The sequence below is a fragment of the Nocardia sp. NPDC057353 genome, assembly GCF_042667085.1.
GTDB lineage: Bacteria > Actinomycetota > Actinomycetes > Mycobacteriales > Mycobacteriaceae > Nocardia.
In genome coordinates, this window is sequence record NZ_JBHVAK010000089.1 from 1 (window position 1) to 20,122 (window position 20,122).

21 protein-coding genes are annotated in these 20,122 nt (G+C 72.8%); 11 read left to right on the forward strand and 10 right to left on the reverse strand.

Annotation, left to right across the window (positions count from 1 at the left end):
* Positions 1-39 precede the first annotated feature (39 nt).
* From ACFUUZ_RS29460 to serS, 6 genes are all read right to left on the reverse strand, one after another.
* Positions 40-390 (reverse strand): calmodulin, encoded by a 351-nt coding sequence (locus ACFUUZ_RS29460; protein WP_378701897.1) that lies wholly within the window; start codon positions 388-390, stop codon positions 40-42.
* Between the two features lie 127 nt (positions 391-517).
* The gene (locus tag ACFUUZ_RS29465) at positions 518-1,510 is read right to left on the reverse strand and encodes a MauE/DoxX family redox-associated membrane protein (protein WP_378701899.1); all 993 of its coding nucleotides are present in this window, start codon (positions 1,508-1,510) and stop codon (positions 518-520) included.
* Positions 1,511-1,563: 53 nt separating this feature from the next.
* Positions 1,564-2,514, reverse strand: coding sequence for a DMT family transporter (locus tag ACFUUZ_RS29470; RefSeq protein WP_378701901.1), 951 nt, complete (start codon positions 2,512-2,514; stop codon positions 1,564-1,566).
* Positions 2,515-2,524: 10 nt separating this feature from the next.
* A complete protein-coding gene (locus ACFUUZ_RS29475) occupies positions 2,525-3,805 on the reverse strand; it encodes an MFS transporter (RefSeq protein ID WP_378701903.1) in 1,281 nt (426 codons plus the stop codon).
* A gap of 131 nt (positions 3,806-3,936) precedes the next feature.
* On the reverse strand, positions 3,937-5,757 hold the full coding sequence (locus ACFUUZ_RS29480; RefSeq protein ID WP_378701905.1) for a putative bifunctional diguanylate cyclase/phosphodiesterase: 1,821 nt from the start codon (positions 5,755-5,757) through the stop codon (positions 3,937-3,939).
* Positions 5,758-5,878: 121 nt separating this feature from the next.
* A complete protein-coding gene (serS, locus tag ACFUUZ_RS29485; RefSeq protein WP_378701907.1) occupies positions 5,879-7,153 on the reverse strand; it encodes a serine--tRNA ligase in 1,275 nt (424 codons plus the stop codon).
* 88 nt (positions 7,154-7,241) lie between these two features.
* Between serS and ACFUUZ_RS29490 the strand changes: the two genes are divergently transcribed.
* The 5 genes from ACFUUZ_RS29490 (at position 7,242) to ACFUUZ_RS29510 (ending at position 11,172) form a co-directional block, all read left to right on the forward strand.
* Positions 7,242-8,336 (forward strand): septum formation family protein, encoded by a 1,095-nt coding sequence (locus tag ACFUUZ_RS29490; RefSeq protein ID WP_378701909.1) that lies wholly within the window; start codon positions 7,242-7,244, stop codon positions 8,334-8,336.
* 8 nt (positions 8,337-8,344) lie between these two features.
* Positions 8,345-8,683 carry a metallopeptidase family protein gene (locus ACFUUZ_RS29495; RefSeq protein WP_378701911.1) on the forward strand — a complete coding sequence of 113 codons (339 nt, stop codon included), beginning with the start codon at positions 8,345-8,347 and terminating at the stop codon, positions 8,681-8,683.
* A gap of 146 nt (positions 8,684-8,829) precedes the next feature.
* On the forward strand, positions 8,830-9,141 hold the full coding sequence (locus tag ACFUUZ_RS29500; RefSeq protein ID WP_378701913.1) for a PE domain-containing protein: 312 nt from the start codon (positions 8,830-8,832) through the stop codon (positions 9,139-9,141).
* A gap of 34 nt (positions 9,142-9,175) precedes the next feature.
* Positions 9,176-10,357 carry a PPE domain-containing protein gene (locus tag ACFUUZ_RS29505; protein WP_378701915.1) on the forward strand — a complete coding sequence of 394 codons (1,182 nt, stop codon included), beginning with the start codon at positions 9,176-9,178 and terminating at the stop codon, positions 10,355-10,357.
* Positions 10,354-11,172 carry an ESX secretion-associated protein EspG gene (locus ACFUUZ_RS29510; RefSeq protein WP_378701917.1) on the forward strand — a complete coding sequence of 273 codons (819 nt, stop codon included), beginning with the start codon at positions 10,354-10,356 and terminating at the stop codon, positions 11,170-11,172. Before ACFUUZ_RS29505 ends, ACFUUZ_RS29510 begins: the two co-directional genes overlap by 4 nt.
* 7 nt (positions 11,173-11,179) lie before the next feature.
* Here the strand turns inward: ACFUUZ_RS29510 and ACFUUZ_RS29515 are convergent, their stop codons facing one another.
* The 3 genes from ACFUUZ_RS29515 to ACFUUZ_RS29525 are packed head-to-tail and all read right to left on the reverse strand — an operon-like array spanning position 11,180 to position 13,314.
* The gene (locus ACFUUZ_RS29515) at positions 11,180-11,842 is read right to left on the reverse strand and encodes a histidine phosphatase family protein (protein WP_378701919.1); all 663 of its coding nucleotides are present in this window, start codon (positions 11,840-11,842) and stop codon (positions 11,180-11,182) included.
* The gene (pheA, locus tag ACFUUZ_RS29520; RefSeq protein ID WP_378701921.1) at positions 11,839-12,756 is read right to left on the reverse strand and encodes a prephenate dehydratase; all 918 of its coding nucleotides are present in this window, start codon (positions 12,754-12,756) and stop codon (positions 11,839-11,841) included. The genes ACFUUZ_RS29515 and pheA overlap by 4 nt, the downstream gene beginning before the upstream one ends.
* 30 nt (positions 12,757-12,786) lie before the next feature.
* The gene (locus ACFUUZ_RS29525) at positions 12,787-13,314 is read right to left on the reverse strand and encodes a hypothetical protein (protein ID WP_378701923.1); all 528 of its coding nucleotides are present in this window, start codon (positions 13,312-13,314) and stop codon (positions 12,787-12,789) included.
* 166 nt (positions 13,315-13,480) lie between these two features.
* Here ACFUUZ_RS29525 and ACFUUZ_RS29530 point away from each other — a divergent pair, with 166 nt between their 5' ends.
* Complete coding sequence (locus ACFUUZ_RS29530) at positions 13,481-14,242, forward strand: DUF2470 domain-containing protein (RefSeq protein ID WP_378701925.1); 762 nt, start codon at positions 13,481-13,483, stop codon at positions 14,240-14,242.
* Positions 14,243-14,389: 147 nt separating this feature from the next.
* On the opposite strand, the gene ACFUUZ_RS29535 is transcribed toward ACFUUZ_RS29530, so the two are convergent.
* Entirely contained in the window at positions 14,390-14,998 is a 609-nt protein-coding gene (locus tag ACFUUZ_RS29535; protein ID WP_378701927.1) for a TetR/AcrR family transcriptional regulator, read from the reverse strand.
* 61 nt (positions 14,999-15,059) lie between these two features.
* Here ACFUUZ_RS29535 and ACFUUZ_RS29540 point away from each other — a divergent pair, with 61 nt between their 5' ends.
* The 5 genes from ACFUUZ_RS29540 (at position 15,060) to ACFUUZ_RS29560 (ending at position 20,074) form a co-directional block, all read left to right on the forward strand.
* Positions 15,060-16,304, forward strand: a complete 1,245-nt coding sequence (locus ACFUUZ_RS29540; RefSeq protein WP_378701929.1) for an oxygenase MpaB family protein — start codon at positions 15,060-15,062, stop codon at positions 16,302-16,304.
* A gap of 14 nt (positions 16,305-16,318) precedes the next feature.
* Positions 16,319-17,101: a CPBP family intramembrane glutamic endopeptidase gene (locus ACFUUZ_RS29545; RefSeq protein ID WP_378701931.1), complete on the forward strand. Its 783-nt coding sequence runs from the start codon at positions 16,319-16,321 to the stop codon at positions 17,099-17,101.
* Between the two features lie 576 nt (positions 17,102-17,677).
* A complete protein-coding gene (locus ACFUUZ_RS29550) occupies positions 17,678-18,859 on the forward strand; it encodes an LCP family protein (protein WP_378701933.1) in 1,182 nt (393 codons plus the stop codon).
* A gap of 9 nt (positions 18,860-18,868) precedes the next feature.
* Positions 18,869-19,426 (forward strand): ferritin, encoded by a 558-nt coding sequence (locus ACFUUZ_RS29555; protein WP_378701935.1) that lies wholly within the window; start codon positions 18,869-18,871, stop codon positions 19,424-19,426.
* A 96-nt stretch (positions 19,427-19,522) separates the two neighbouring features.
* Positions 19,523-20,074 (forward strand): ferritin, encoded by a 552-nt coding sequence (locus tag ACFUUZ_RS29560; protein ID WP_378701937.1) that lies wholly within the window; start codon positions 19,523-19,525, stop codon positions 20,072-20,074.
* The last annotated feature ends 48 nt before the right edge of the window (positions 20,075-20,122 follow it).

A 20,122-nucleotide genomic window follows, 5' to 3' on the forward strand; every position in this document is an offset into this window, starting at 1 on the left:
GGCCCGCCCCGCAGCGGGCGGGCCCGCGGACCGCGGTGGTCAGGCGCTGACGCGCGCGGTGACCTCCCTGGTCAGCTTGGACGACCAGGGGCACCAGAAGCAGCCGGGCAGGAAGGCGCCGCAGGCCTCGTCCAGGTGGTCCTCGACGTAGGTGATCGAGGCGTCGCACACCTCGATCGCCATGGTGAAGAAGGTGATGGTGTCGGGGTCGAGGTGGAAGTCCCACTGCGGGTTGTAGTCCACCCGCTGCTTGCGGATGCGGCCCATGACGTGGACCGACATCGTCTCCTCCCCGGCCAGGATGCGCCTGGCCTCCTCGATCCGCTGGTCGTTGTTGAGCCGGATGATGAACTCCTTGCCGGAGTAGTCCGTGAACGCGAAGTCAGCCATGTGTCACCTCGAAGTCGTCGGGCGATGGAGCCTTGCGCCGCCGATCGTAATGGGGGTTGACAGCGCCGGGCGCGACATTGATTGAGTTGCAGCGAATTTCGGGCACACTCCCCGGTACCCTCGCGGGTTACCGCGGGGCGGCCAACTTCGGGTGCCGGATCAGCTCTCGGACGGCCATCGCACCGCGCCCGACCGGGGCGGCGATCCGGCCTTCCCGGTCGATCAGGACCGCGGACGGGGTTCCGCGGACCCGGTAGCGCAGCGCCGCCTCGTTTCCCTGCTGGACCAGGACCGGAATCTCGCCGAGCTGCTGCTCCGCACCCCACGCGGCATGTTCCGCCGGGTCGCCGTTGCCGACCGCCACGATGGTGAGCGTGTCCGCCACCCGGCGCTGCCAGCGCGGCAGCTCCCTGGCCAGCGCCGCGCACAGCTCGCAGCCGGGGTGCACGAAGACCAGCAGGACGCCCCGGCCCGCGGCCAGCAGGTCGGCGAGCGTCACCGCGGCCGCGCCGGGATCGGCCGGGCGCAGCTCGAACTCCGGCGCCACCGCACCGGCGGGCAACCCCTCGGCACCCAGGGTGGTGAGCGCCTGCTGGTCCAGCCTGCGCCGCACCGCGCGCAGCTCGCCGACCAGCCACAGCAGCACCGCGGCGAGCAGTGCGAAGAGGGTGAGCCCGAAGGTGTTGTCCGCGGGCAGGATCGCGGGGACATCGGGGTAGCGCACCGCGCCGAGCAGCACGACGGCGGCGAGCGCGAGCAGAATCCCGTTGCGTACCAGCGTCACCCGGCCGATGGGCTGTTCGCTCGCGCCGAAGCAGGCGCAGGCCGGGCGCTCGCCAGCGCGCAGCAGCCGCAGCACCGCCCCGGTGAAGACCAGCAGGACCAGCACCGCCGCGCCCGCCGCGACCCCGGCGAGCGGCCGGATCAGCACCCCGGCCGCGAGCGCCGCCTCCAGCCAGGGCAGCCCGGCGGCGACGGCCGGTACCGCGCGCACCGGTACCCCGAACTCCCCCACCGCCTTCCGCGTCGCCGCGCCGTCCAGGAACTTCCCCGCCGCGGCAAGCCCGAACACCATGCCGAGCATCAACCGGGACACCCACACTCCGTATTCGATCAGCATGCAGGCACCCAACCACATCGCACCGCGTTCGCCGAACGGTTGCGGAGAACCGATCAGGATTCCCGGGTTCGGGTGGCGGCGAGGACGGCGACGAGGGTGAGCAGGCAGCCGATGAGCGCGGTGGCGGAGAGCCCGGGGCCGGTGGGGGTGAGCACGTCGAGCAGGACGGCGGCGGTGAGCTGCCCCGCCACCGAGGTGAGGCCGAGCAGCAGGACGCCGATCCAGCGCACGGCGAGCGCGGCGACCGCGATGAAGACCACGCCGATGAGCCCGCCGAGGTAGAGCCAGGGCTCGGTGGGCGGCGCGGACGGCAGCCCGCGCACCGCCGCCACCACCGCCGCCACCGGGACCAGCAGCAACAGCCCGACGACGAAGTTCACCAGCGCCGCGGCGGCGGGCCCGCCGACCGCGCCGACCCGCCCGTTCACCGCCTGCTGCCAGGCCAGCCCGACCCCGGCCAGCGCGGGCAGCAGCACCAGCAGCACCGGCGGGACCCCGGGCAGCAGCGGCACCGCGCCTGCGGGCGCGCCGTGCTGCCCGACGGCGGCCAGCGCCACCGCGCCGATGCCGAGCGCCGCGCCCGCCAGCCGCCGCGGCGTCACCGGGGTGCGGCCGCTCGGTGCGAGCCCGAGCCGGTCCACCACCAGGCTGCTGACAAGTTGCCCGGCCACCGCCGCGGTGGTGAAGGCGGTGACCCCGATGGCCGCGACGGTGAGCCCCTGGCCGGTGACGAAGAAGGCGCCGCAGACCCCGCCGAGCAGTTGCCACGGGCGCAGCGAACGATCGGCGACCGCGACCCGCACCCGGCGCAGCCCGGCGCGCACCCGGGAATCGAGCAGCGCGGCGAGCAGCAGCGCCAGCAGCCCGACCGCGAAGCTCACCGTCGCGGCGGCGATGCCGTCCTGCAGCCGGGCGCCGAGCGCGCCGTTGATCCTGGCCTGCACGGCGACCCCGGCGCCGATCCCGAAGCCGAGCAGCACCCCGATGCGCGTGCGTCCGGTCACCCACGGCACGCTACCGCCGGGGTGGCAGCCAGCGCGGGGTGACCGCCGCGATACCGAGCACCGAGAGGCCGAGCAGCGCCATCGTCACCGGCAGCGAGAGCACCGCCGTCGCCAGCGCGACGAAGCCGAACACCGCCAGCGCGACGACCTCGGAGAGCAGCCCGGAGACCGAGGTGACGGTGGCGCGGGCCGGGCCGTCGATCGCCTCCTGCAGCCTGGCGTCGGCGACCACCTCCGCGTTCACCCCGACGCCGTACCCGACGGCGATGGCGAGGAATCCGGCGAGCACCGCCACCGCGCCGCCGACGCCGCCCGCCGCGAGCGAGCCCGCCGCGAGCAGCAGCGCCCCCGCGCCGACGAGCGCGCCGAGCGTACGTCCGGAGAGGTTCTCGGTACGGCCCGCGGCCAGCGAGCCCAGCAGCGAGCCGACCACGGTCACGCCGACCAGCAGCGGTACCACCGCCGTGGTGGCGCCGCCCGCCGCGGCGAGCAACCCGAAGTACTCGTCGTAGGAGGTGATTCCGTAGAGCGCCGCCCCCAGCAGCACGCCGCGCCGCACCCTCCGGTGCGTGAGCGCCTCCCCGATCCCGCTGCGCAGCATGGCGACCCAGCGCCCCCCGACCCCCGCATCCGCGGCAGCTTCTGGCGAAGCGGCCGGAGTGCCGAGCCGCTCCGAATCGGCACGGGGCGTATCCCCAGCGGGCACGGCCGCCTCGGCCAGCACGATCTCCCCGTCCTCCGGGACATCCGCGACCCCGACGACCCGCGGTGCGGCGGGTAGCGCGCACGCGGCCAGCGTGTGCACCGCGGCGAGCCCGGTGCTCACCCAGCCGACCAGCGCGTACCCGCCCCAGGCGTAGAGCGGAGCAGCGGCGAGGATGGCGATGACGACGGTGAACTCACCGGCCGCCCTGGTCCGGCCGAGGATCGTCGGGTACCGCCCGGCCGCCCCGAGCGCGGTGAGCTCGTCGTAGAGCAGCGCCTCGAAGGTGCCGGAGGAGAGCGCCCCGGCCGCACCCCACAGCACGAACCCGAGGGCGAAGCCGAGGTACCCCGGCCACACCGTCCAGAGCGCGAACCCGGCCACCAGCAGCAGCCCGCTCAGGATCAGCAGCGCCCGCCGCGAGTAGGCGTCGGCCCACGCCCCGGAGGGCACCTCGAGCAGGAACGCCGTCCCCGACCAGAGCGCGAGCAGCGAGGAGATCTGCGCGGTGCTCAGCCCGTGGTCGGCGAAGAGCAGCGCGTACAGCGCGTAGAACGGCACGAAGTCGCGCGTGCCGGTGTAGAGCACCGCGCGAAGCGCGAGCCCCGCCTCGGTGCGGCCGCGCTCAGCGCGGCGGAGCAGAGATCAACAGGCGTAGATCAGCAGGTGCATGCGTTCATCCTGCGCGCACCCCGGTGGCCGGTCAACGGGATTTCCGCTCAGCCGAGCGGGAGCCACCCGTCGGCGGTCTCGTGCGTGTCGTCGTCGCCGGTGCGCGGCGGCGGGGCGCTCGGCTCCGCGGTGAGCTCGGGGCGCCCGCTGTTCAGGTCGGTGATCAGCTCGGCGACCGGGTGCGAATCGCTGTAGTGGTACCCCTGCGCCAGCGCGAAGCCGAGCTCGGTCAGCACCGCGGCCTGGTACTCGGTCTCCACCCCCTCGGCGATCACCTGCAGGTCGAGCGCGTTGCTCAGCGCCGCGATCACGCCGAGCAGCGGCGGCGCTGGCGAGTCGGAGCGGATCGCGGCGACGAAGGACTGGTCGACCTTGATGATGTCGCTGGGCAGCGTGGCCAGCCTGCTCAGCGAGGAGTAGCCGGTGCCGAAGTCGTCGATGGCGATCCTGACCCCGCGCTCGCGCAGCGTGTGCAGGTTGGCGATGGCGGTCTGCGACTCGGCGGCGAGCTCGCTCTCGGTCACCTCCAGCACCAGCTGGTCGGCGGGCCAGCCGGTGTGCTCCAGGATTCCCGCCACCCGGTCCGCGTACTCGGTCTCGGCCAGCTCCAGCCCGCTGACATTGACGTTCAGCGTCAGGTCGAGCTGGGCGAAGGTCTCCTGCAGCCGGGCCGCGTCGGCGCAGGCCCGGCGCAGCACCAGCTCGTCCAGGTCGGAGATGAGGTCGTACTCCTCGGCGACCCGGATCAGCCCCTCGGTGGTGACGTCCGGCTGCGCCGTCGGCGACCAGCGCAGCAGCGCCTCGACGCCGACCGCCTTGCCGCCGCCCTCGGTCAGGCTGACGATCGGCTGGTAGTGCACGTCTAGGGTGCCGTTGTCGATGGCCTCGCGCAGCTCCACCGCGAGCGGCTGCTGCCGCGAGGACTCCAGCACCGTCCGGTTCCGGCCGCCCTGCTTGGCCCGGTACAGCCCGACGTCGGCGCGGCTGACCAGCAGCGAGCCGGACTCCCCCGGCTGCCACGAGGTGACGCCCGCCGAGCAGCCGGTGGTGACGGCGGCGCGCAGCCGCTCGGTGAGCAGGATGGCCGCCTGCTCGGTGGTGTTCGGCAGCAGCAGCGCGAAGGCGTCGCCGCCGTACCTGGCCAGCCGCTGGTCCGGCGCGAGCAGCTCGGTCCAGGCGTCGGCGACCCGCTGCAGCACGGCATCGCCCGCCCGGTGCCCGAGGTGGTCGTTGATCTTGCGGAAGCGGTCCAGGTCGACCAGGACCAGCGCCAGGCTCTGCCCGGAGCGCCCGGCGTGCTCGATCGCGGCGTTCAGCAACCGGTCGAAGCCGCGCCGGTTGAGCAGCCCGGTCAGGGTGTCGATATCGGCCTCGGAGGCCATCCTGGTCAGGATGCCGACCACAACGCCGACGCCGAAGGTCACGCCCGCCGGGATCACCCCGGACCAGCTGGGCAGGTCCCTGGTCGGCAGCGCCCACAGACACATGACCATGGCGAAGCCGATGTGCGCGACCGCGAGCGGCCAGGCGAAGAAGAGCGCGGCGTCGCAGGCGACGAAGACGTAGAAGGCGGCGAGGCTGATCGCGCCGACGGTGTTCGGGAAGGAGTGCACCGCGACCGTCACCAGCACGGTCGCGATGGCGACGTAGGCGTGGTGCACGTTGTGCGGCATCCGCGGGCCCCAGCCGAGCAGGCTCAGCCCGAGCAGCAGCGCGACCGCCGCCGCGCTGCCGACCAGCACGCGGTTGCCCTCGTCGCCCGGCGCGATCGCGGTGAGCAGCAGCCCGAGGGCGCCGCCCATGACATAGAAGGCGCCGGTGGTCCTGGACATGACCATGGCCGTCGCCAGCGCAGACGCGGCCCGCACCCGGGTTCGGGTATCGCCGCGAGACCCGATTCCTCGCACGAGAACAGGGTAGAGGCAACCCACCGCGGCCACAGCCCGATCCCCGTTTTCGGACCCCGGCGAACGTCCGGCTACCGCGGCGTCATGCCGGTGTCCTGGTTTGCGGTTTCAGCACCTCGGTACCCACGAACGGCACCAGCGCCTCCGGCACCCGCACCGAGCCGTCCGCGCGCTGGTTGTTCTCCAGGATCGCGACGATCCAGCGGGTGGTCGCCAGCGTGCCGTTCAGGGTGGCCGCGATCTGCGGTTTCCCGTCCGCGTCGCGGTACCGGACGGAGAGCCTGCGGCCCTGGAAGGTGGTGCAGTTCGAGGTCGAGGTGAGCTCCCGGTAGGCGCCCTGGGTCGGCACCCACGCCTCGCAGTCGAACTTCCGCGCGGCCGAGCTGCCCAGGTCGCCCGCGGCGACGTCGATGACCCGGTACGGCACCTCGATGGCGGCCAGCATCTCCCGCTCCCAGGCCAGCAGCCGCCGGTGCTCGGCGTCCGCCTCGGCCGGGTCGCAGTAGACGAACATCTCGATCTTGTCGAACTGGTGCACCCGGATGATGCCCCTGGTGTCCTTGCCGTAGCTGCCCGCCTCCCGGCGGAAGCAGGACGACCAGCCCGCGTACCGCTTCGGGCCGTCGCTGAGGTCGATGATCTCGCCCGAGTGGTAGCCGGCCAGCGGCACCTCGGAGGTGCCGACCAGGTAGAGGTCGTCCTCCTCCAGGTGGTACACCTCGGCCGAGTGCTGTCCGAGGAACCCGGTGCCCGCCATGATCTCCGGGCGGACGAGCACCGGCGGGATCATCATGGTGAAGCCGTTCGCCACCGCGCGCTGCGCGGCCAGCTGCAGCAGCCCGAGCTGCAGCAGCGCGCCGTAGCCGGTGAGGAAGTAGAAGCGGGCGCCGGAGACCTTGGCCCCGCGCTCCATGTCGATCAGCCCGAGCGCCTCGCCGAGTTCGAGGTGGTCCTTCGGCTCGAAGTCGAACTCCGGCGGGGTGCCGACGGTCTCCAGCACGACGTAGTCGTCCTCGCCGCCCGCGGGCGCGCCATCCTGCACCACGTTGGAGAGCGCGCGCTGCGCGGTGTCCAGCGCGGCGTCGGCCGCGTGCTGGTCCACCTCGGCCGCCTTGACCTGGGCCGACATCTCCTGCGCGCGGGCGAGCAGCGCGGGGCGCTCGTCCTTGCTCGCCTTGCCGACCAGCTTGCCCATGGCCTTGTGCTCGGCCCGCAGGTTGTCGGCTTTGGCCACCGCGGAGCGGCGGGCGGAGTCGGCCTCGAGCAGCGCGTCGACGAGCGCCGGGTCCTCGCCGCGGGCGCGCTGGGAGGCCCGGACGGTGTCGGAATTCTCCCGCAGGAATCGGAGGTCGATCATGGGCGACCAGCCTAATCGACCCCGGTTACCACCACCGATACACCCGAACGTGGCACACCGCCGGGTGCCGCTGCCATGATGGATCGCGATGTCTCCCGACGAGCCGAACCCCCGCGACCGCGCCCCCGGAAAAAAGGGCGCGGAGAAGCCGCCGCGTGCGGGCAAGCGCGGCGTGCACCTGTCCGCCCCGACGCTGCGCTGGGGGCTGCTCGCGGTCGCGGTCGGCGCGGTCGCGGCCGCCATGGTGACGCTCTTCGTCACCGGGTTCGAGAACGAGACCGGGCTGGAGGCGCACAACCCGGCCGCCCCCGCCGAGGTGCGCGACGCCGCCTTCGGCACCGCCGCCGCGGGCGACTGCCTGACCTGGAGCACCGCCGACCGCAGCGACCTGGTGAAGGTGAGCTGCGACAGCAAGCACATGTTCGAGGTGGCGGCCGAGGTGGACATGAGCCGCTACCCGGGCCGGGAGTTCGCCCCCGGCTCCCGCTTCCCGGACTCGCTGCGGCTCACCGAGCTCAAGGAGGAGCACTGCATCCCCGCGGTGCAGAAGTACATGGACGGGCGGTTCGACCCGCGCGGGCGGTACGTGGTCGGGCTGATGTACCCGAGCGCCGACGGCTGGCAGGCCGGTGACCGCACGCTGCGCTGCGGGCTGCAGGTGGCCGCGGCCACCGGAACCCCGACGACGTCGGGCAGTGCCGCCGCGCAGGACCAGTCGCGGGTCTACTCCCCCGGCGTCTGCCTCGGCATCAACCAGAACCTGCCCTCCGACCCGGTGGACTGCGCCCAGCCGCACGCCGTCGAGATCGTCTCCACCGTCGACCTCGGCACGCACTTCACCAGCGGCCTGCCGACCAAGGACGACCAGGACAAGTTCATGGAGCAGGAGTGCACCCGCACGTCCACGGACTACCTGGGCAGCGCGGACGCCATCCGGAACAAGACGCTCACCCTCTTCTTCGACAACCTGGACGCGCGCAGCTGGCTGGCGGGCAGCCGCAAGCTGGACTGCATGGTCGGAAAGGGCGCCGACCGCGAGGGTTTCGCGCCGATCCAGGGCTCGGCGCGCGGCGACATCCTGATCAACGGCCAGGCCCCGGTGCCGCCGCCGAACAGCGGGCGCTCGACCCCGGCCCCGCTGCCCGGCGCGGCCCCGCTGCCGCCGCAGCCAGCGCCGCGGTGACGGTCGCGATGTCCGCGGACCGGTTCGAGGAACTGGTCGGCGACGCACTGGATCTCGTCCCTGCCGAGCTGGCCCGTGCCATCGATAACGTGGTCGTGCTGATCGAGCCGCGCAATCCGGAAGACCCGCATCTGCTCGGCCTCTACCACGGCATCGCGCTCACCGAGCGGGACAGCCACTACGGCGGCTCGCTGCCGGACACCATCACCATCTACCGGGACGCCATCCTCGACATCTGCGCCGACGCCGACGAGGTGGTGGACGAGGTGGCGGTCACCGTGATCCACGAGATCGCGCACTACTTCGGCATCGACGACGAGCGGCTGCACGAGCTCGGCTGGGGTTGAGCTTTCCCGGGGGCGAAGGCGCGGATGTGCGTTAGTCTCAGGAAACTCGAGGACTCGGGGGAACCGATGCCGTCGCCGTCGCGTCCTAGAACTCGTAGGGGGAATTCTCGTGGTTCCGCCCCATAGCCACTAGAAGGAGTCGAGTCATGGTTGGCCACGTACTCATGTCGCCGGAGGCCGTGTTGCTGGCCGCCGCGGAGCTCGATCTGCTCGCCGAGCGGCTGGCCGCGGCCGCCGCCGTCACCGCACCGGCCACCCACGTGCTGCCGTCCGGTGCCGAGGAGGTCTCGCTGCTCGCGGCGAACCACTTCAACCGCGCCGCAGGCACCCACGACCACGCCGTCGCGCAGGGCATTCTCGAGCTGCACCACGCGGCCGCGGTGCTGCGCAGCCAGCTGGCCGCCCAGGTCGGGCAGGACGTCGTGCAGGCCGCCGCGCTCGGCACGATCGGCGCCTGATCCGCGAGCCAATTCGAACAGGGGAGAAACGAGAATGACCGCAGGGATCACCGGGGTTTTCTGGCTGCCGAGGCTGGCCGAGGCGAATTCGATCGCGCTGAACGCGGGTGCGCACGCCGTTCCCATCTCCGCCGCGGCGACCGCGTGGGGCACGCTCACCGGGGTGTGGGTCGACGCGACCGCCACCGTCGCGCGGGTGATGGCCGAGCTCGGCGTCGGCATGCAGGGCCTCAACGGCATCGCCGCGCTCTCCCGGCTCACCGGCTTCATGGGCTGGGCCGAGCAGCAGGGCGTCATGGCGGCCACCATGGCCACCAAGACGGCGGCCAACGCCACCGCCTACACCGTCGCCTCGCTGGCCATGCCGAGCCTGCCGGAGATCGTCGCGGTGAACACCGCGGTGGTCGCCTCGGCGAACCCGCCCGGCGTGCTCTCCGGCGCCTTCGAGGTGGCCGAAGTCGCCAAACATGCCATGGATATCCGCGCCGCGCTGGTCATGGAGACCTACGAGGCCGCGACCAGCGTGCTCGTCACGACGCCGGGCGATTTCGCCCGCCCGCCCGCCATCGCGAACGGCGCCGGCTCGGCCGAGGGCGCCCCGGACGAGGCGACGGCCGAGGCGGCCTTCTCCGGCGATCCGATCCAGGGCGCCGTCGCCGCGGCCACCGCCTTCGTGCAGAACCCGGCGGTCGTCAGCGCCGCGACCCAGGCCGCCAATGTGGCGGGCTCGGTGGTCGGCACCGGCGTCACCACCACCGCGGGCAACCTGGGCAATGCCGCCATCTCCGCGCTCTCCGGCACCGGGGCTGCCGCCCCGGCGGCGGTCGCGCCGATGGGGGTCGGGTTGGCCGCCGCCGCCCCGGCCGCGAGCACCCGCTCGGCGGCGCTCAGCGGCGTGGCCGCGGGCGGCACCGCGAACAACAGCAACGGCAAGCTCACGCTCCCCGAGGGCTGGGGCGCGGGCGCGGCGATCGGCGCGGGGCTGCCCGCCGCCGCCGCGGTCGGCGACACCATGGCCGCCGCCAGGGTGGACTCCGCTCCGGTGCGCCCCGCCGCCACCGGGCAGAGCCCGCTGCTCGGCAGTGCCAGGTCCGCGGGCGAGGACGACGAGGGCGAGCACAACGCGGCGGAGTACCTGCGCAGCGACGAGCACTTCAACGACGGCCGCTGGGCCGCCGACGGCGTGATCGGCGCGGACGCGGGCCCCGCTCGGTGACAGTTCTCGGGGCGGGCCGCGGCCCCGCGGCGCTCGCGTCGGTGGTGCTCTCGCTCGACGAGATGCAGTTCCTGCTGGAGACGCTGCAGATCGACGACGTGCCGGTCGTGCTGGATGCGATCGGCCGGTACGACAATGTCGCCGAGCACGATGCCGCGCTGGCCGCGGCGGCCGAGTCGCTCGCCGAGCGCGCCCTGCTGCCGGGCGGTGAGGTTCACCCGGAACTCGCCGACCGGCTGCGCACGCTGAACCGCCCGCACTGGGTGGTGGCGCTGCGGCTGATCGTCGAGGGCCGCGTCAGCAGGCTCTGCCTCGCCAAGGGCGACGACCTGGTGACCGTCGCCCTGCGCGGGCCCGCGTCCTACGTCGTCGCCGAGGTGGACGACGACCTGCCCGCCCCGATCCTGGCGGCGCTCGGCCCGGCCGAGCCGCTGGAGCTCACCGGCGTGAACGCCGAGACCGACGCGCTCGTCCCGATCTTCGGCGAGCTCGGCGACGCCGCCGCCACCGCGCGGCGGCTCGCCGCCGTCGGCGCCAGGGACCGGGATGCGACGGTGCTGGCCTCGGCGCTGGTACACCTGGAGGCGCACGCGGAGATCGTCGGGGTGGCCTACGGCGACGGCACCCGCGAGTACGCGGACAACCACATCGCCGTCTTCGACACCCGCAACGGCCGCTTCCTGGCCACCGCCAGCCGCGCCGACGACGGCACCAAGTGGAGCTCGCTGAGCAGCGGCACCCAGGCCAGGCTGCGCGCCGCGCTGCTCGACCTGATCAACGGCCTGCCCGAGCGCGACGAGTTCCCGGTCCGGTAGGCAGGCGTCAGCCCATCGGGTCGTCCTGCTGCGGCGCGGTGTCCGGGCCGAACGGCGGGGTGAAGCGGCCCCAGCGGAGCAGCTCCCAGCCGCGGTCCGGCCGCGGCAGCAGCTCGATGGTCTCGGTGTTGTCCAGGTGGTTGTTCGTGGTGAACGGCGGCCGGATATCGGTGAGCACCCTGGCCAGCAGCCGCATGGCGGCGCCGTGGATCACCAGCAGGACGTCACCCTCGGCCCCGTCGATGAACCAGCGCTGCCGCAGCTGCTCGACCACCGGAAGGAAGCGGGCCAGCACCTCGTAGCCGGACTCTCCCCCGGGCGGGCGGCGGTCCAGCTCGCCGTCGTGCCAGGCGTGGTAGATCTCCTGGAAGAGCTCGTGCGCGGCCTGCGAGTTCTGCCCCTCCATTTCGCCGACCTGCACCTCGTAGGTGCCGTCGAGCACCTGGGCGGCCACCCCGGTCGCCGCCTCGATGTAGCTCGCGGTCTGCCTGGCGCGCAGCGCCGCCGAGCAGTACAGCGCGCGCGGCGGCGCGGAGAGGCTCGCCCCGAGCGCCTTCGCCTGCGCCACCCCGCGTTCGGTGAGGGGAAGGCCGGGCACCCTGGTGTCCAGCAGCTTGGCGACGTTGCCCTCGGTCTCTCCGTGCCGGACCAGGATCAGTCGTGCGCTCAACGGTCCGCCACCCCCTTTCGTAGCTGGGAAAGCCACAGCGCGGCATCGGTATCCGGCGGCGGCGGCGCGCCGGGCTTGGCGAACGCGGGCCACGATCCGAGGAAGCGGATGCGGGGCGCCGAGCGGTGCAGCGCCTTGAGCGCCTCCGCCACCGCGCTGTCGTCGATGTGCCCGACGCAGTCCAGGTAGAAGCGGTAGGCGCCCATGCCGGTGCGGGTCGGCCGCGATTCGATCCGGGTGAGATCAATGCCGCGCGTGGAGAATTCGGCGAAGGCCCGCATGAGCGAGCCGGGTTCGTTGGTCAGCTCGAGCACCACCGAGGTGCGGTCGGCGCCGGTGGCGGGCGGGGCCGGGCGCGGCGCCGTGACCAGCACGAACCGGGTGACAGCCTGGTCGTGGTCGGCGACGCCCGCGGCCAGCGTCGCCAGCCCGAGCCGCTCGCCCGCCAGCACCGTGGAGACGGCGGCGTCGGCCTTGCCCGCCGCCACGTCCTCGGCGGCGGCGGCGTTCGAGGTGGAGGTGTAGAAGGCGGCCTCGGGCAGCTCGCGCGCGACCCATTCGCGCACCTGCCCGGCGGCCACCGGGTAGGCGGCGAGCAGCCGGACGTCGGCGCGCTCGGTGCCGGGGCGGGCCAGGATGCTGAACGTCACCTCCAGCTCGGTCTCCGCCACGATCTGCAGCCGGGCGCCGAGCGCGAGCGAGTCCAGCGTCGCCGCGATCGAGCCCTCCACCGAGCTCTCGATCGGCACCACCGCGCCCGCCACCGCACCGGACCGGATCAGGTCGAGCGCGGCGCCCTGGCTGGGGGCGGCCACCCGCTGCACCGGCTCGTCGAAGGCGCCCGCCGACTCGAATCGGGCGAGCGCCATCTCGGTGAAGGTTCCGGAGGGTCCGAAGTAGGCGATGCGCGGCACGCCTATGACAGTACTTGCGTCGGCGGGGACTCAGCCCGCCGCTGCGCCGCCCCCGCGCAGCAGCTCTGCCAGCGCCGCGGCCAGCTCGGCCGGGTGCTCCGCCTCGATCCACAGCAGAATGCCGCGGACCGCCTCGACGGCCTGCGGGTTCAGCCCGGTCAGGAAGCGGATGTCGGGGGCGGCGAGCGCCAGGCGGACGTCCTCGCCGCAGAGCGCGGCGGCGGTGGCGGCGAGGATCGCCAGCGCGCGGGCGGCGTCCCCGGTGCGGGCGACGAAGCCGTCGTCGGTGTGCACCACCGTGCCGATGCGGTCGGCCAGCTCGGCATCGGACAGCTCAGGGCCCAGCGCCGCGACGCCGGGCGGCACCGGCCCCGGCGGGCGCACCAGCCCGTCGGCCAGGCTGCGCCGGGCAGGCGGTCGCAACGACATCAGCACCGGCTCCGAAGCGGAAGATTCCCGGCCGACGGGCAGCACGACCTCGGGCACCGCAGCGTCGGGTGTCGCGGCGACGCCGTGCGCGGGGACTGAAGCGCTCGGGGCGGCAGGCGGCTCGGTCATCCGTTCACGGTAGCTCCGGTCCGACCCGCACAGCGGGGAACGCCCGGCCGGGCCGGGTGCACCCCCGCTCACCCTGATCCAAGCTCTTGCGCAAGATCGTCCGCTCACTTAGCTTAGGGTAACCTAATTCTCGCCGAGCCGAGCGAGCGGGCACCAGGAGGACTTCATGCCGCACTCGACCCTCGCACCGTCGACCGCGGAACGGGTGCGCAGCGCCTGTGCGCACGCCGAGCACGCGGTGCTGGCCATGCCGGGGATCGACCCGACGCCGGTCTCGGTGCACCACGTGCGCGAGTGCGGCGACGCGGTGATCGCGGTGCCGAGCACCTCGGTGGCGGCGGTGCTGATCGCCAACTCCGGTGGCGGCGGCGCGCCCGCGGTCCTCGAGCTCACCGACCACGCCCCGATCGTGGTGCGCGAGCCGGTGCGCGCCCTGGTCTGGCTGCGCGGCTGGGTGCGCGCGGTGCCGGAGGCGGCGCAGCGCGCGCTCGCCACCGAGGTCGCCAAGGACCTGCCGCACCCGCTGCTGCTCGACGTCGGGCACGGCCTCACCCTGCTCCGCGTCGTGATCAAGTCCGCCGTCGTCGCCGACGCCACCGGCGCCGAATCGGTCGACGTCGACGAGCTGCGCACCGCCACCCCCGACCCCTTCTGCGCCATGGAGTCCGCCTGGCTGCAGCACATGGAGAGCGACCACGCCGACCTGGTCGCCCTGATCGCCAGGCAGCTCCCGGCCCACCTGCAGCGCGGCATCGTGCACCCGCTCGCCATCGACCGCTACGGCCTCACCCTGCGCATCGAGGGCATGGACGGCGACCACGACTACCGCCTCCCCTTCCGCACCCCCGCCGACGACGTCGAAGAACTCAGCCGCGCCGTCCGCACCCTCGCAGGCTGCCCCTTCCTGAACGGCCTGCGCCGTATCTGATTGTCGCGCCTTCGGCGCGACGTGTTCGCGGCCCCGGGGAGTCTCGTCGCCGAGCACTCGAGTCTCGCGGCTGCGCCGCGTCCGCTTTCGAGCACTCGGCGACGAGACGGGCCGCGAACGGGGCTCGTAAGACTCGCCCCCGCCCGGTTACGGCTGGAGCCAGCCTGCGACCATTCGGGCGATCTCCGCGATGACTCGTTCGCGGTCGAGGTGGGCGGGGGCCTCGAGGCCGATGCGGAGGCTCGCGGCGACGCCGACGCTGACCATGACGTACGCCTTGACCTCCAGTTCGGCGTCGGGGAGCGGGCCGAGCAGGTTGAGCAGGTAACCGCGGGTGAGGACGAGGAGGCGGCGTTCGAGGTCGCCGAGGCCGAGCGATTCCAGGGTGGCGTGCGGGGAGAGCGCGCGCACGAGTTCGCGGCGGCGGGCGAGGGTGTCGGCGATGCCGTGCAGGCTGGCCGCGAAGGACTCGGCGGGGGCGAGCGCCATGCCTGCCAGCACCGCGGCGGTGAACTGCTCCTCGAGTTCGCCGACGAGCCGGAGCCGCAGCGTCTCCAGGATCGCCTCCTTGTCCGCGAAGTAGCGGTAGAGCGAGCCGATGCTCATGCCCGCGTGCGCGGCGATCCGGTTGGTGGAGACAGTGCCGACGCCGTGCTCGGCGAAGAGCTGAGTCGCGGCGGTGAGGATCCGCTCGCGGGATTCCCGCGAGCGCTCCTGCTGCGGTCTGCGCCGCTGGTCACCGACCTTTTCCACCATCGAACGCACCCCCGGAGAACGCGAGTAGAACCTGAGCTTTTGCTCACTTTACGCTGAACCCGTGGCAACTCGAATCGCGCCCGGCGAGTTCAGGTACTGGGACCGGGTGAACGACCCGGCCGTGCAGCGCGTGCGCAGGCTGTGGCGCGCGATCTTCCGCTTCGACCCGCAGCCCGACGACGAACTGGTGCACCGCTTCGCCGCCGCCTACTACCAGGCCGACCCGGTGGCCGAGGCCTTCGTGGACGAGGTCTACCTCGGCGCGGCGGGCCCGAAGGCGGGCCGCGCCATGCTCGACCTGGCGCTGGAGCACGGCATCGAGGCGGTACCCGACCCGCCCGCCTCGCTGGTCCGGCTCTTCGACGAGTTCGAGACCCCGCCGCCCTGGCTGGACCCGGCGCTGGTCGAGCGCGGCGCGGAGGTGTTCCGCCGCTGGGGGACGTCGGTCTTCGCCTTCGCCACCACCAGCACACTGGAGATGTACTCGGAGAGCTCGATCACCAAGCCGCTCGCCTACACCGGCGGCTACGCGGGCGCCCGCGCGCACAAGCGGCAAATGGAGACGGTGCGGTTCTGGATCGACATCTCCGACCCGGGCGGGCTCGCGATCGGCGCGCGGGGCAGGCAGACCACCATGCGGGTGCGGATCATGCACGTCTTCATCCGGCGCAAGCTGGTGCAGCGCCCGGAGTGGGACGCCGCCGCGTGGGGCGTGCCGATCAGCGTCGGCGACGCCACGCTCACCCTGATGGCGGGCAGCGTTGTCCCCGGGCTCGCGCTCTGGAGCATCGGGCACCAGACCACGAAGCGGGAGATCGAGGCGACGCTGCACTTCTGGCGCTACGTCGGCCACCTCCTCGGCGTGCAGCCCGACTGGTACCCGCGGGACTTCCGCGAATCGGTGCAGCTCATGTTCGCCGCGTTCGTGAAGCGGGCGGGCACCGCGGGGGCGGACGGCGCGGAACTGGTCGAGTCCTACCTGCCCGCCTTCGCGCCGAAGCCGGGCACGCCGTGGCGCAAGCGGCTGCGCGACGAGGTCAACTACCGGGTGCAGATCGGCTACACCGGCTTCTGGCTGCCGCCGGGCACCTACGCCAGGCACGCCATGCCGCGCAGGCTGCCGTGGGCGCTGCACCCGCTGGCGCAGTTCCCGGTGCTGCTGACGCTGGAGACGGCGCGCAGGCTGATCCCCGGGCTGAACCGAGTGGCCGACCGGGTGCAGCGGTCGAGGCGGGAGACCTGGTACCGGAACGAGATGGGCGCGGCGGCGGCCGAGTACACGCCGGTCGAGGAGTTCCGCCGCTGACTAGATTCGCTGGCATGCCCGCCGACCCCGCCCCGTCCAGCCCGCTCGACGAGTCCGAGCGGCGCGCGCTCCGGATCGAGGTCGTGCTCGTCCTCGCGCTCACCTTCGGGGCGAACGGGCTCAGCGCCGCGCTCTCGCTGCTGGAGAGCGCGCTGCAGCCGGGCGGGGTCGGCAGCCGGACCGTCGCGCTGAACGCCTCGCGCGCCGACCTGCCCCTGCTCGACCTGGCCTTCCAGCTGCTCGGGGTGCTCCGGCTGGCGGCGTGGGCGGCGCTCGGGCTCTACCTGCTGTGGCGTTCCGGAATCGGGCCGCGGATGGTCGGGTTGGCGCGCGATCGATGGCGGGGCGACCTGCTGGTCGGGCTCGGCTTCACCGCGCTGATCGGGATCCCCGGGCTCGGGCTCTACCTGGTCGCGCACGCGCTCGGCTACAGCGTGACCATCGTGCCGAGCTCGCTCGCCGAGCACTGGTGGCGGCTGCCGGTGCTGATCCTCTCCGCCTGCGCCAACTCGGCGGCCGAGGAGATCCTCGTCGTGGGCTACCTGCTGACCCGGCTGCGCAGGCTCGGCTGGTCGGAGAATTCGTCGCTGCTGGCCTCGGCGCTGCTGCGCGGCAGCTACCACCTGTACCAGGGGCTCGGCGGTGGGCTCGGGAACGTGGTGATGGGGCTGATCTTCGGGCGCTGGTGGCAGCGGACCGGGCGGCTCTGGCCGCTGCTCATCGCGCACGCGCTGCTCGACACCATCGCCTACGTCGGGTACACCGTGCTGCGCGGGCACGTGGGCTGGTTGCCGTGAGGCGCTAACGCCTGCGCCGTCCGCGGTGATTCCTCAAGTGTGCGGGGGGATCTCACCGGCCGCCCGCGTACCGCCCGATCGACCCGACGGATCAGTAGAGTCTGCATGATGAACGGCGAGGACCCCCAGTACCCCGCGCGCCGGACGCCGCCGCCCGGACAGCAAGGACGCAGGCCGGGGCCCCCGCCGAGCGGTGGGCCCTACGGGCCACCCGCCGGGAACCGGCCAGGGGCCGATGGGCGGGGAGCGCCGGGGAGCGGTCGCGCCGGGCAGGGCAGGGGCAACCCGCCCCCGGGAGATCACGGGGGGCAGCGCGGAGGAAATCCCGCAGGCCCGGGAGGGCAGCGCGGAGGAAACCCCGCAGGCCCGGGAGGACAACGCGGCGGAAAACCCGCGCCCCCCGGACAGCGCGGCGGCGGAGCCGCGGCGGGCCCCGGCGCACAGCGCGGCGGCCAGAACCCGGGCGGGCTGCAGCAGCGCGCCGGGAATCCGGCGGGCCCCGGCGGGCGGCCGCAAGGGGGCGATCCGCGGCGCAACCCGCCGCCCGGCGAGCGCTACGTCGAGCCGACCCAGGTCGTGCGCCGGGACGGCAGACCGGACCAGGGGCAACAGCTCGCCTACTCGCAGCGGCCGGAGCCCGAGCAGGCCACGAAGCGCTACACCAGCAAGTACCCGACCCAAGAGCCGCCGCGCCGCCAGCAGCACGCGCCGACGCAGCAGCCGCAGCCGTACCGGGACGACCGCCGCCCGCCCCCGCCCGGCCGCGGCCGCGGCGCTGCACCGCGCGCCCCGCAGCCGGAGCGCCCGCGCAGGCGCCGCAAGCGCCACCCCTTCCGCTGGTTCCTGGTGATCCTGCTGGTCATCGTGGTCGGCATGATCGCCGCCGTCGTGCACCTGGACAACTCGCTGAACCGGATCGACGCGCTCACGGCATACGAGGGCAGGATCGGCGACACCCCGGGCACGAACTGGCTGCTGGTCGGCTCGGACAGCAGGGCGGGGCTCTCCGAGCAGCAGGAGCAGGATCTGGCGACCGGCGGCGAGGTCGGCTCCGAGCGCACCGACACCATCATCCTGGTGCACGTCCCGAAGTCCGGGCAGACGACGCTGGTCAGCCTGCCCCGCGACTCCTACGTCAGCATCCCCGGCCACGGCAGGGACAAGCTGAACGCCTCGTTCTCGCTCGGCGGCCCGACCCTGCTCGTGCAGACCGTCGAGGTCGCCACCGGGCTGCACATCGACCACTACGCGCAGATCGGCTTCGGCGGGTTCGCCGCCGTGGTCGACACCCTCGGCGGCATCGACGTCTGCCTGGAGGCCCCGATCAGCGACCCACTGGCCGGGATCGACCTGCCCGCGGGCTGCCAGACCCTGGACGGCCCGCAGGCGCTCGGCTTCGTGCGCAGCCGGGCCACCGCGCTCGCCGACATCGACCGGATGAACAACCAGCGCAAGTTCATGTCCGCGCTGCTGAAGAAGGCGACCAGCGCGGGGACGCTGGCCAACCCGTTCACGCTCTGGCCGCTGGCCACCGACACCGTCGGCTCGCTCAAGGTGGACGAGGGCGACCACATCTGGCACCTGGGCTCGCTCGGCATGGCGATGCGCGGCGAGACGATCAACACCACGGTGCCGATCGGCGGCTTCGACGACACCGAGAGCGGCAATGTGCTGCTCTGGGACCGGGAGCGGGCAAGCCGGTTCTTCGACGCCCTCGCCAACGATCAGCAGATTCCGGAGGACCTCAGAACGGGGTAACTTCGAACCATGGCAGGCCTTTCGGAAGAGCCGTTCGCCCGGCTGCTGCGCGACCAGATTCGGTTCGAGCTGACCACGTCGCAGCAGTACCTCGCGCTCGCGGTGTACTACGACGCGGCGAAGCTGCCGCGCTCGGCGGCGCACGCCTACCGCCGCTCCGAGGACAACCGCACCGACGCGCTGCGCATGATCGGCTACCTGCTCGACCGGGAGCTGCCGGTCGAGGTCGCCGGAATCGACCCGGTCCGCTCGGAGTTCGCTTCGTCACAGGAGGCCGCGGCGCACCTGTGCGCGCTGGAGAGCGAGCGCAGCGACCGCCTCACCGATCTCGCCCAGCAGGCGCGGCGGGCGAACGACTACCTGGGCGAGCAGTTCACCGGCTGGTTCCTGGAAAAGCAGATCGAAGAGCTGGCGCGGGCGAATACGCTGGTCACCGTGGTGGAGCGGGCCGGGGACAATCTGTTCGACATCGAGGAATTCCTGGCGCGGGAACAGTCGGGGCGCCCGGCGCAGCCCACCGGAGCGCCGCCGCGCATTCCGGGAATTGTTTCCCGAAGCGCCAGCTGAATTTACATTCCATTCATCTCGGAATTTAGGCAATACTACCCTCAATAAGGGTGTACTTGGATGACAAGGCTTCTGACCAGCACTAATCTCGGTCCTATGTCGAACCATCCGGAGCCACCGCGCAGTAAATTCCACGGCCTGCTGCAGGATCAGATCCACAACGAATTCAATGCGGAGCACCAGTACATCGCCCTCGCGGTCTGGTACGACAACGCGGATCTGCCGCAGCTGGCCAAGCTCTTCTACAAGCAGGCGGTCGAAGAGCGCAACCACGCCATGATGATCGTCCAGTACTTCCTGGACCGCGATATCAGCGTGGAGATCAGCAGCGTCGACGCCGCCAAGTCGCACTTCGAGAATGCCCGCGAGCCCATCGCGCTGGCGCTGGCGCAGGAGAAGACCGTCACCGACCAGGTGGTCCAGCTGGCCAGCACGGCCCGCGAGGAGGGCGACTACCTCGGCGAGCAGTTCATGCAGTGGTTCCTGAAGGAGCAGGTCGAAGAGGTCGCGCGGATGACCACGCTGCTGACCATCGCCGATCGGGCCGGGTCCAACCTGTTCGACCTGGAGGAGTTCATCGCCCGCGAGATGGACAGCTCGGCCGACACCTCCGGCGCCCCGCACGCCGCGGGCGGGCACTTGAGCTGAGTTGTCGCGCTTCGCGCGACGGGTGGTGCGGGCCCGGCTCCCAGTGGG

Bases quoted from the DNA above. Each gene is read 5' to 3' on its own strand.
- ACFUUZ_RS29560 (WP_378701937.1), top strand. From the start codon at position 19,523: ATGTCGAACCATCCGGAGCCACCGCGCAGTAAATTCCACGGCCTGCTG.
- ACFUUZ_RS29495 (WP_378701911.1), top strand. From the start codon at position 8,345: ATGTCCGCGGACCGGTTCGAGGAACTGGTCGGCGACGCACTGGATCTC.
- ACFUUZ_RS29490 (WP_378701909.1), top strand. From the start codon at position 7,242: ATGTCTCCCGACGAGCCGAACCCCCGCGACCGCGCCCCCGGAAAAAAG.
- ACFUUZ_RS29500 (WP_378701913.1), top strand. From the start codon at position 8,830: ATGGTTGGCCACGTACTCATGTCGCCGGAGGCCGTGTTGCTGGCCGCC.
- ACFUUZ_RS29460 (WP_378701897.1), bottom strand. From the start codon at position 390: ATGGCTGACTTCGCGTTCACGGACTACTCCGGCAAGGAGTTCATCATC.
- ACFUUZ_RS29525 (WP_378701923.1), bottom strand. From the start codon at position 13,314: ATGACCGAGCCGCCTGCCGCCCCGAGCGCTTCAGTCCCCGCGCACGGC.
- ACFUUZ_RS29535 (WP_378701927.1), bottom strand. From the start codon at position 14,998: ATGGTGGAAAAGGTCGGTGACCAGCGGCGCAGACCGCAGCAGGAGCGC.
- ACFUUZ_RS29465 (WP_378701899.1), bottom strand. From the start codon at position 1,510: ATGCTGATCGAATACGGAGTGTGGGTGTCCCGGTTGATGCTCGGCATG.
- ACFUUZ_RS29505 (WP_378701915.1), top strand. From the start codon at position 9,176: ATGACCGCAGGGATCACCGGGGTTTTCTGGCTGCCGAGGCTGGCCGAG.
- ACFUUZ_RS29530 (WP_378701925.1), top strand. From the start codon at position 13,481: ATGCCGCACTCGACCCTCGCACCGTCGACCGCGGAACGGGTGCGCAGC.
- serS (WP_378701907.1), bottom strand. From the start codon at position 7,153: ATGATCGACCTCCGATTCCTGCGGGAGAATTCCGACACCGTCCGGGCC.
- ACFUUZ_RS29545 (WP_378701931.1), top strand. From the start codon at position 16,319: ATGCCCGCCGACCCCGCCCCGTCCAGCCCGCTCGACGAGTCCGAGCGG.
- ACFUUZ_RS29555 (WP_378701935.1), top strand. From the start codon at position 18,869: ATGGCAGGCCTTTCGGAAGAGCCGTTCGCCCGGCTGCTGCGCGACCAG.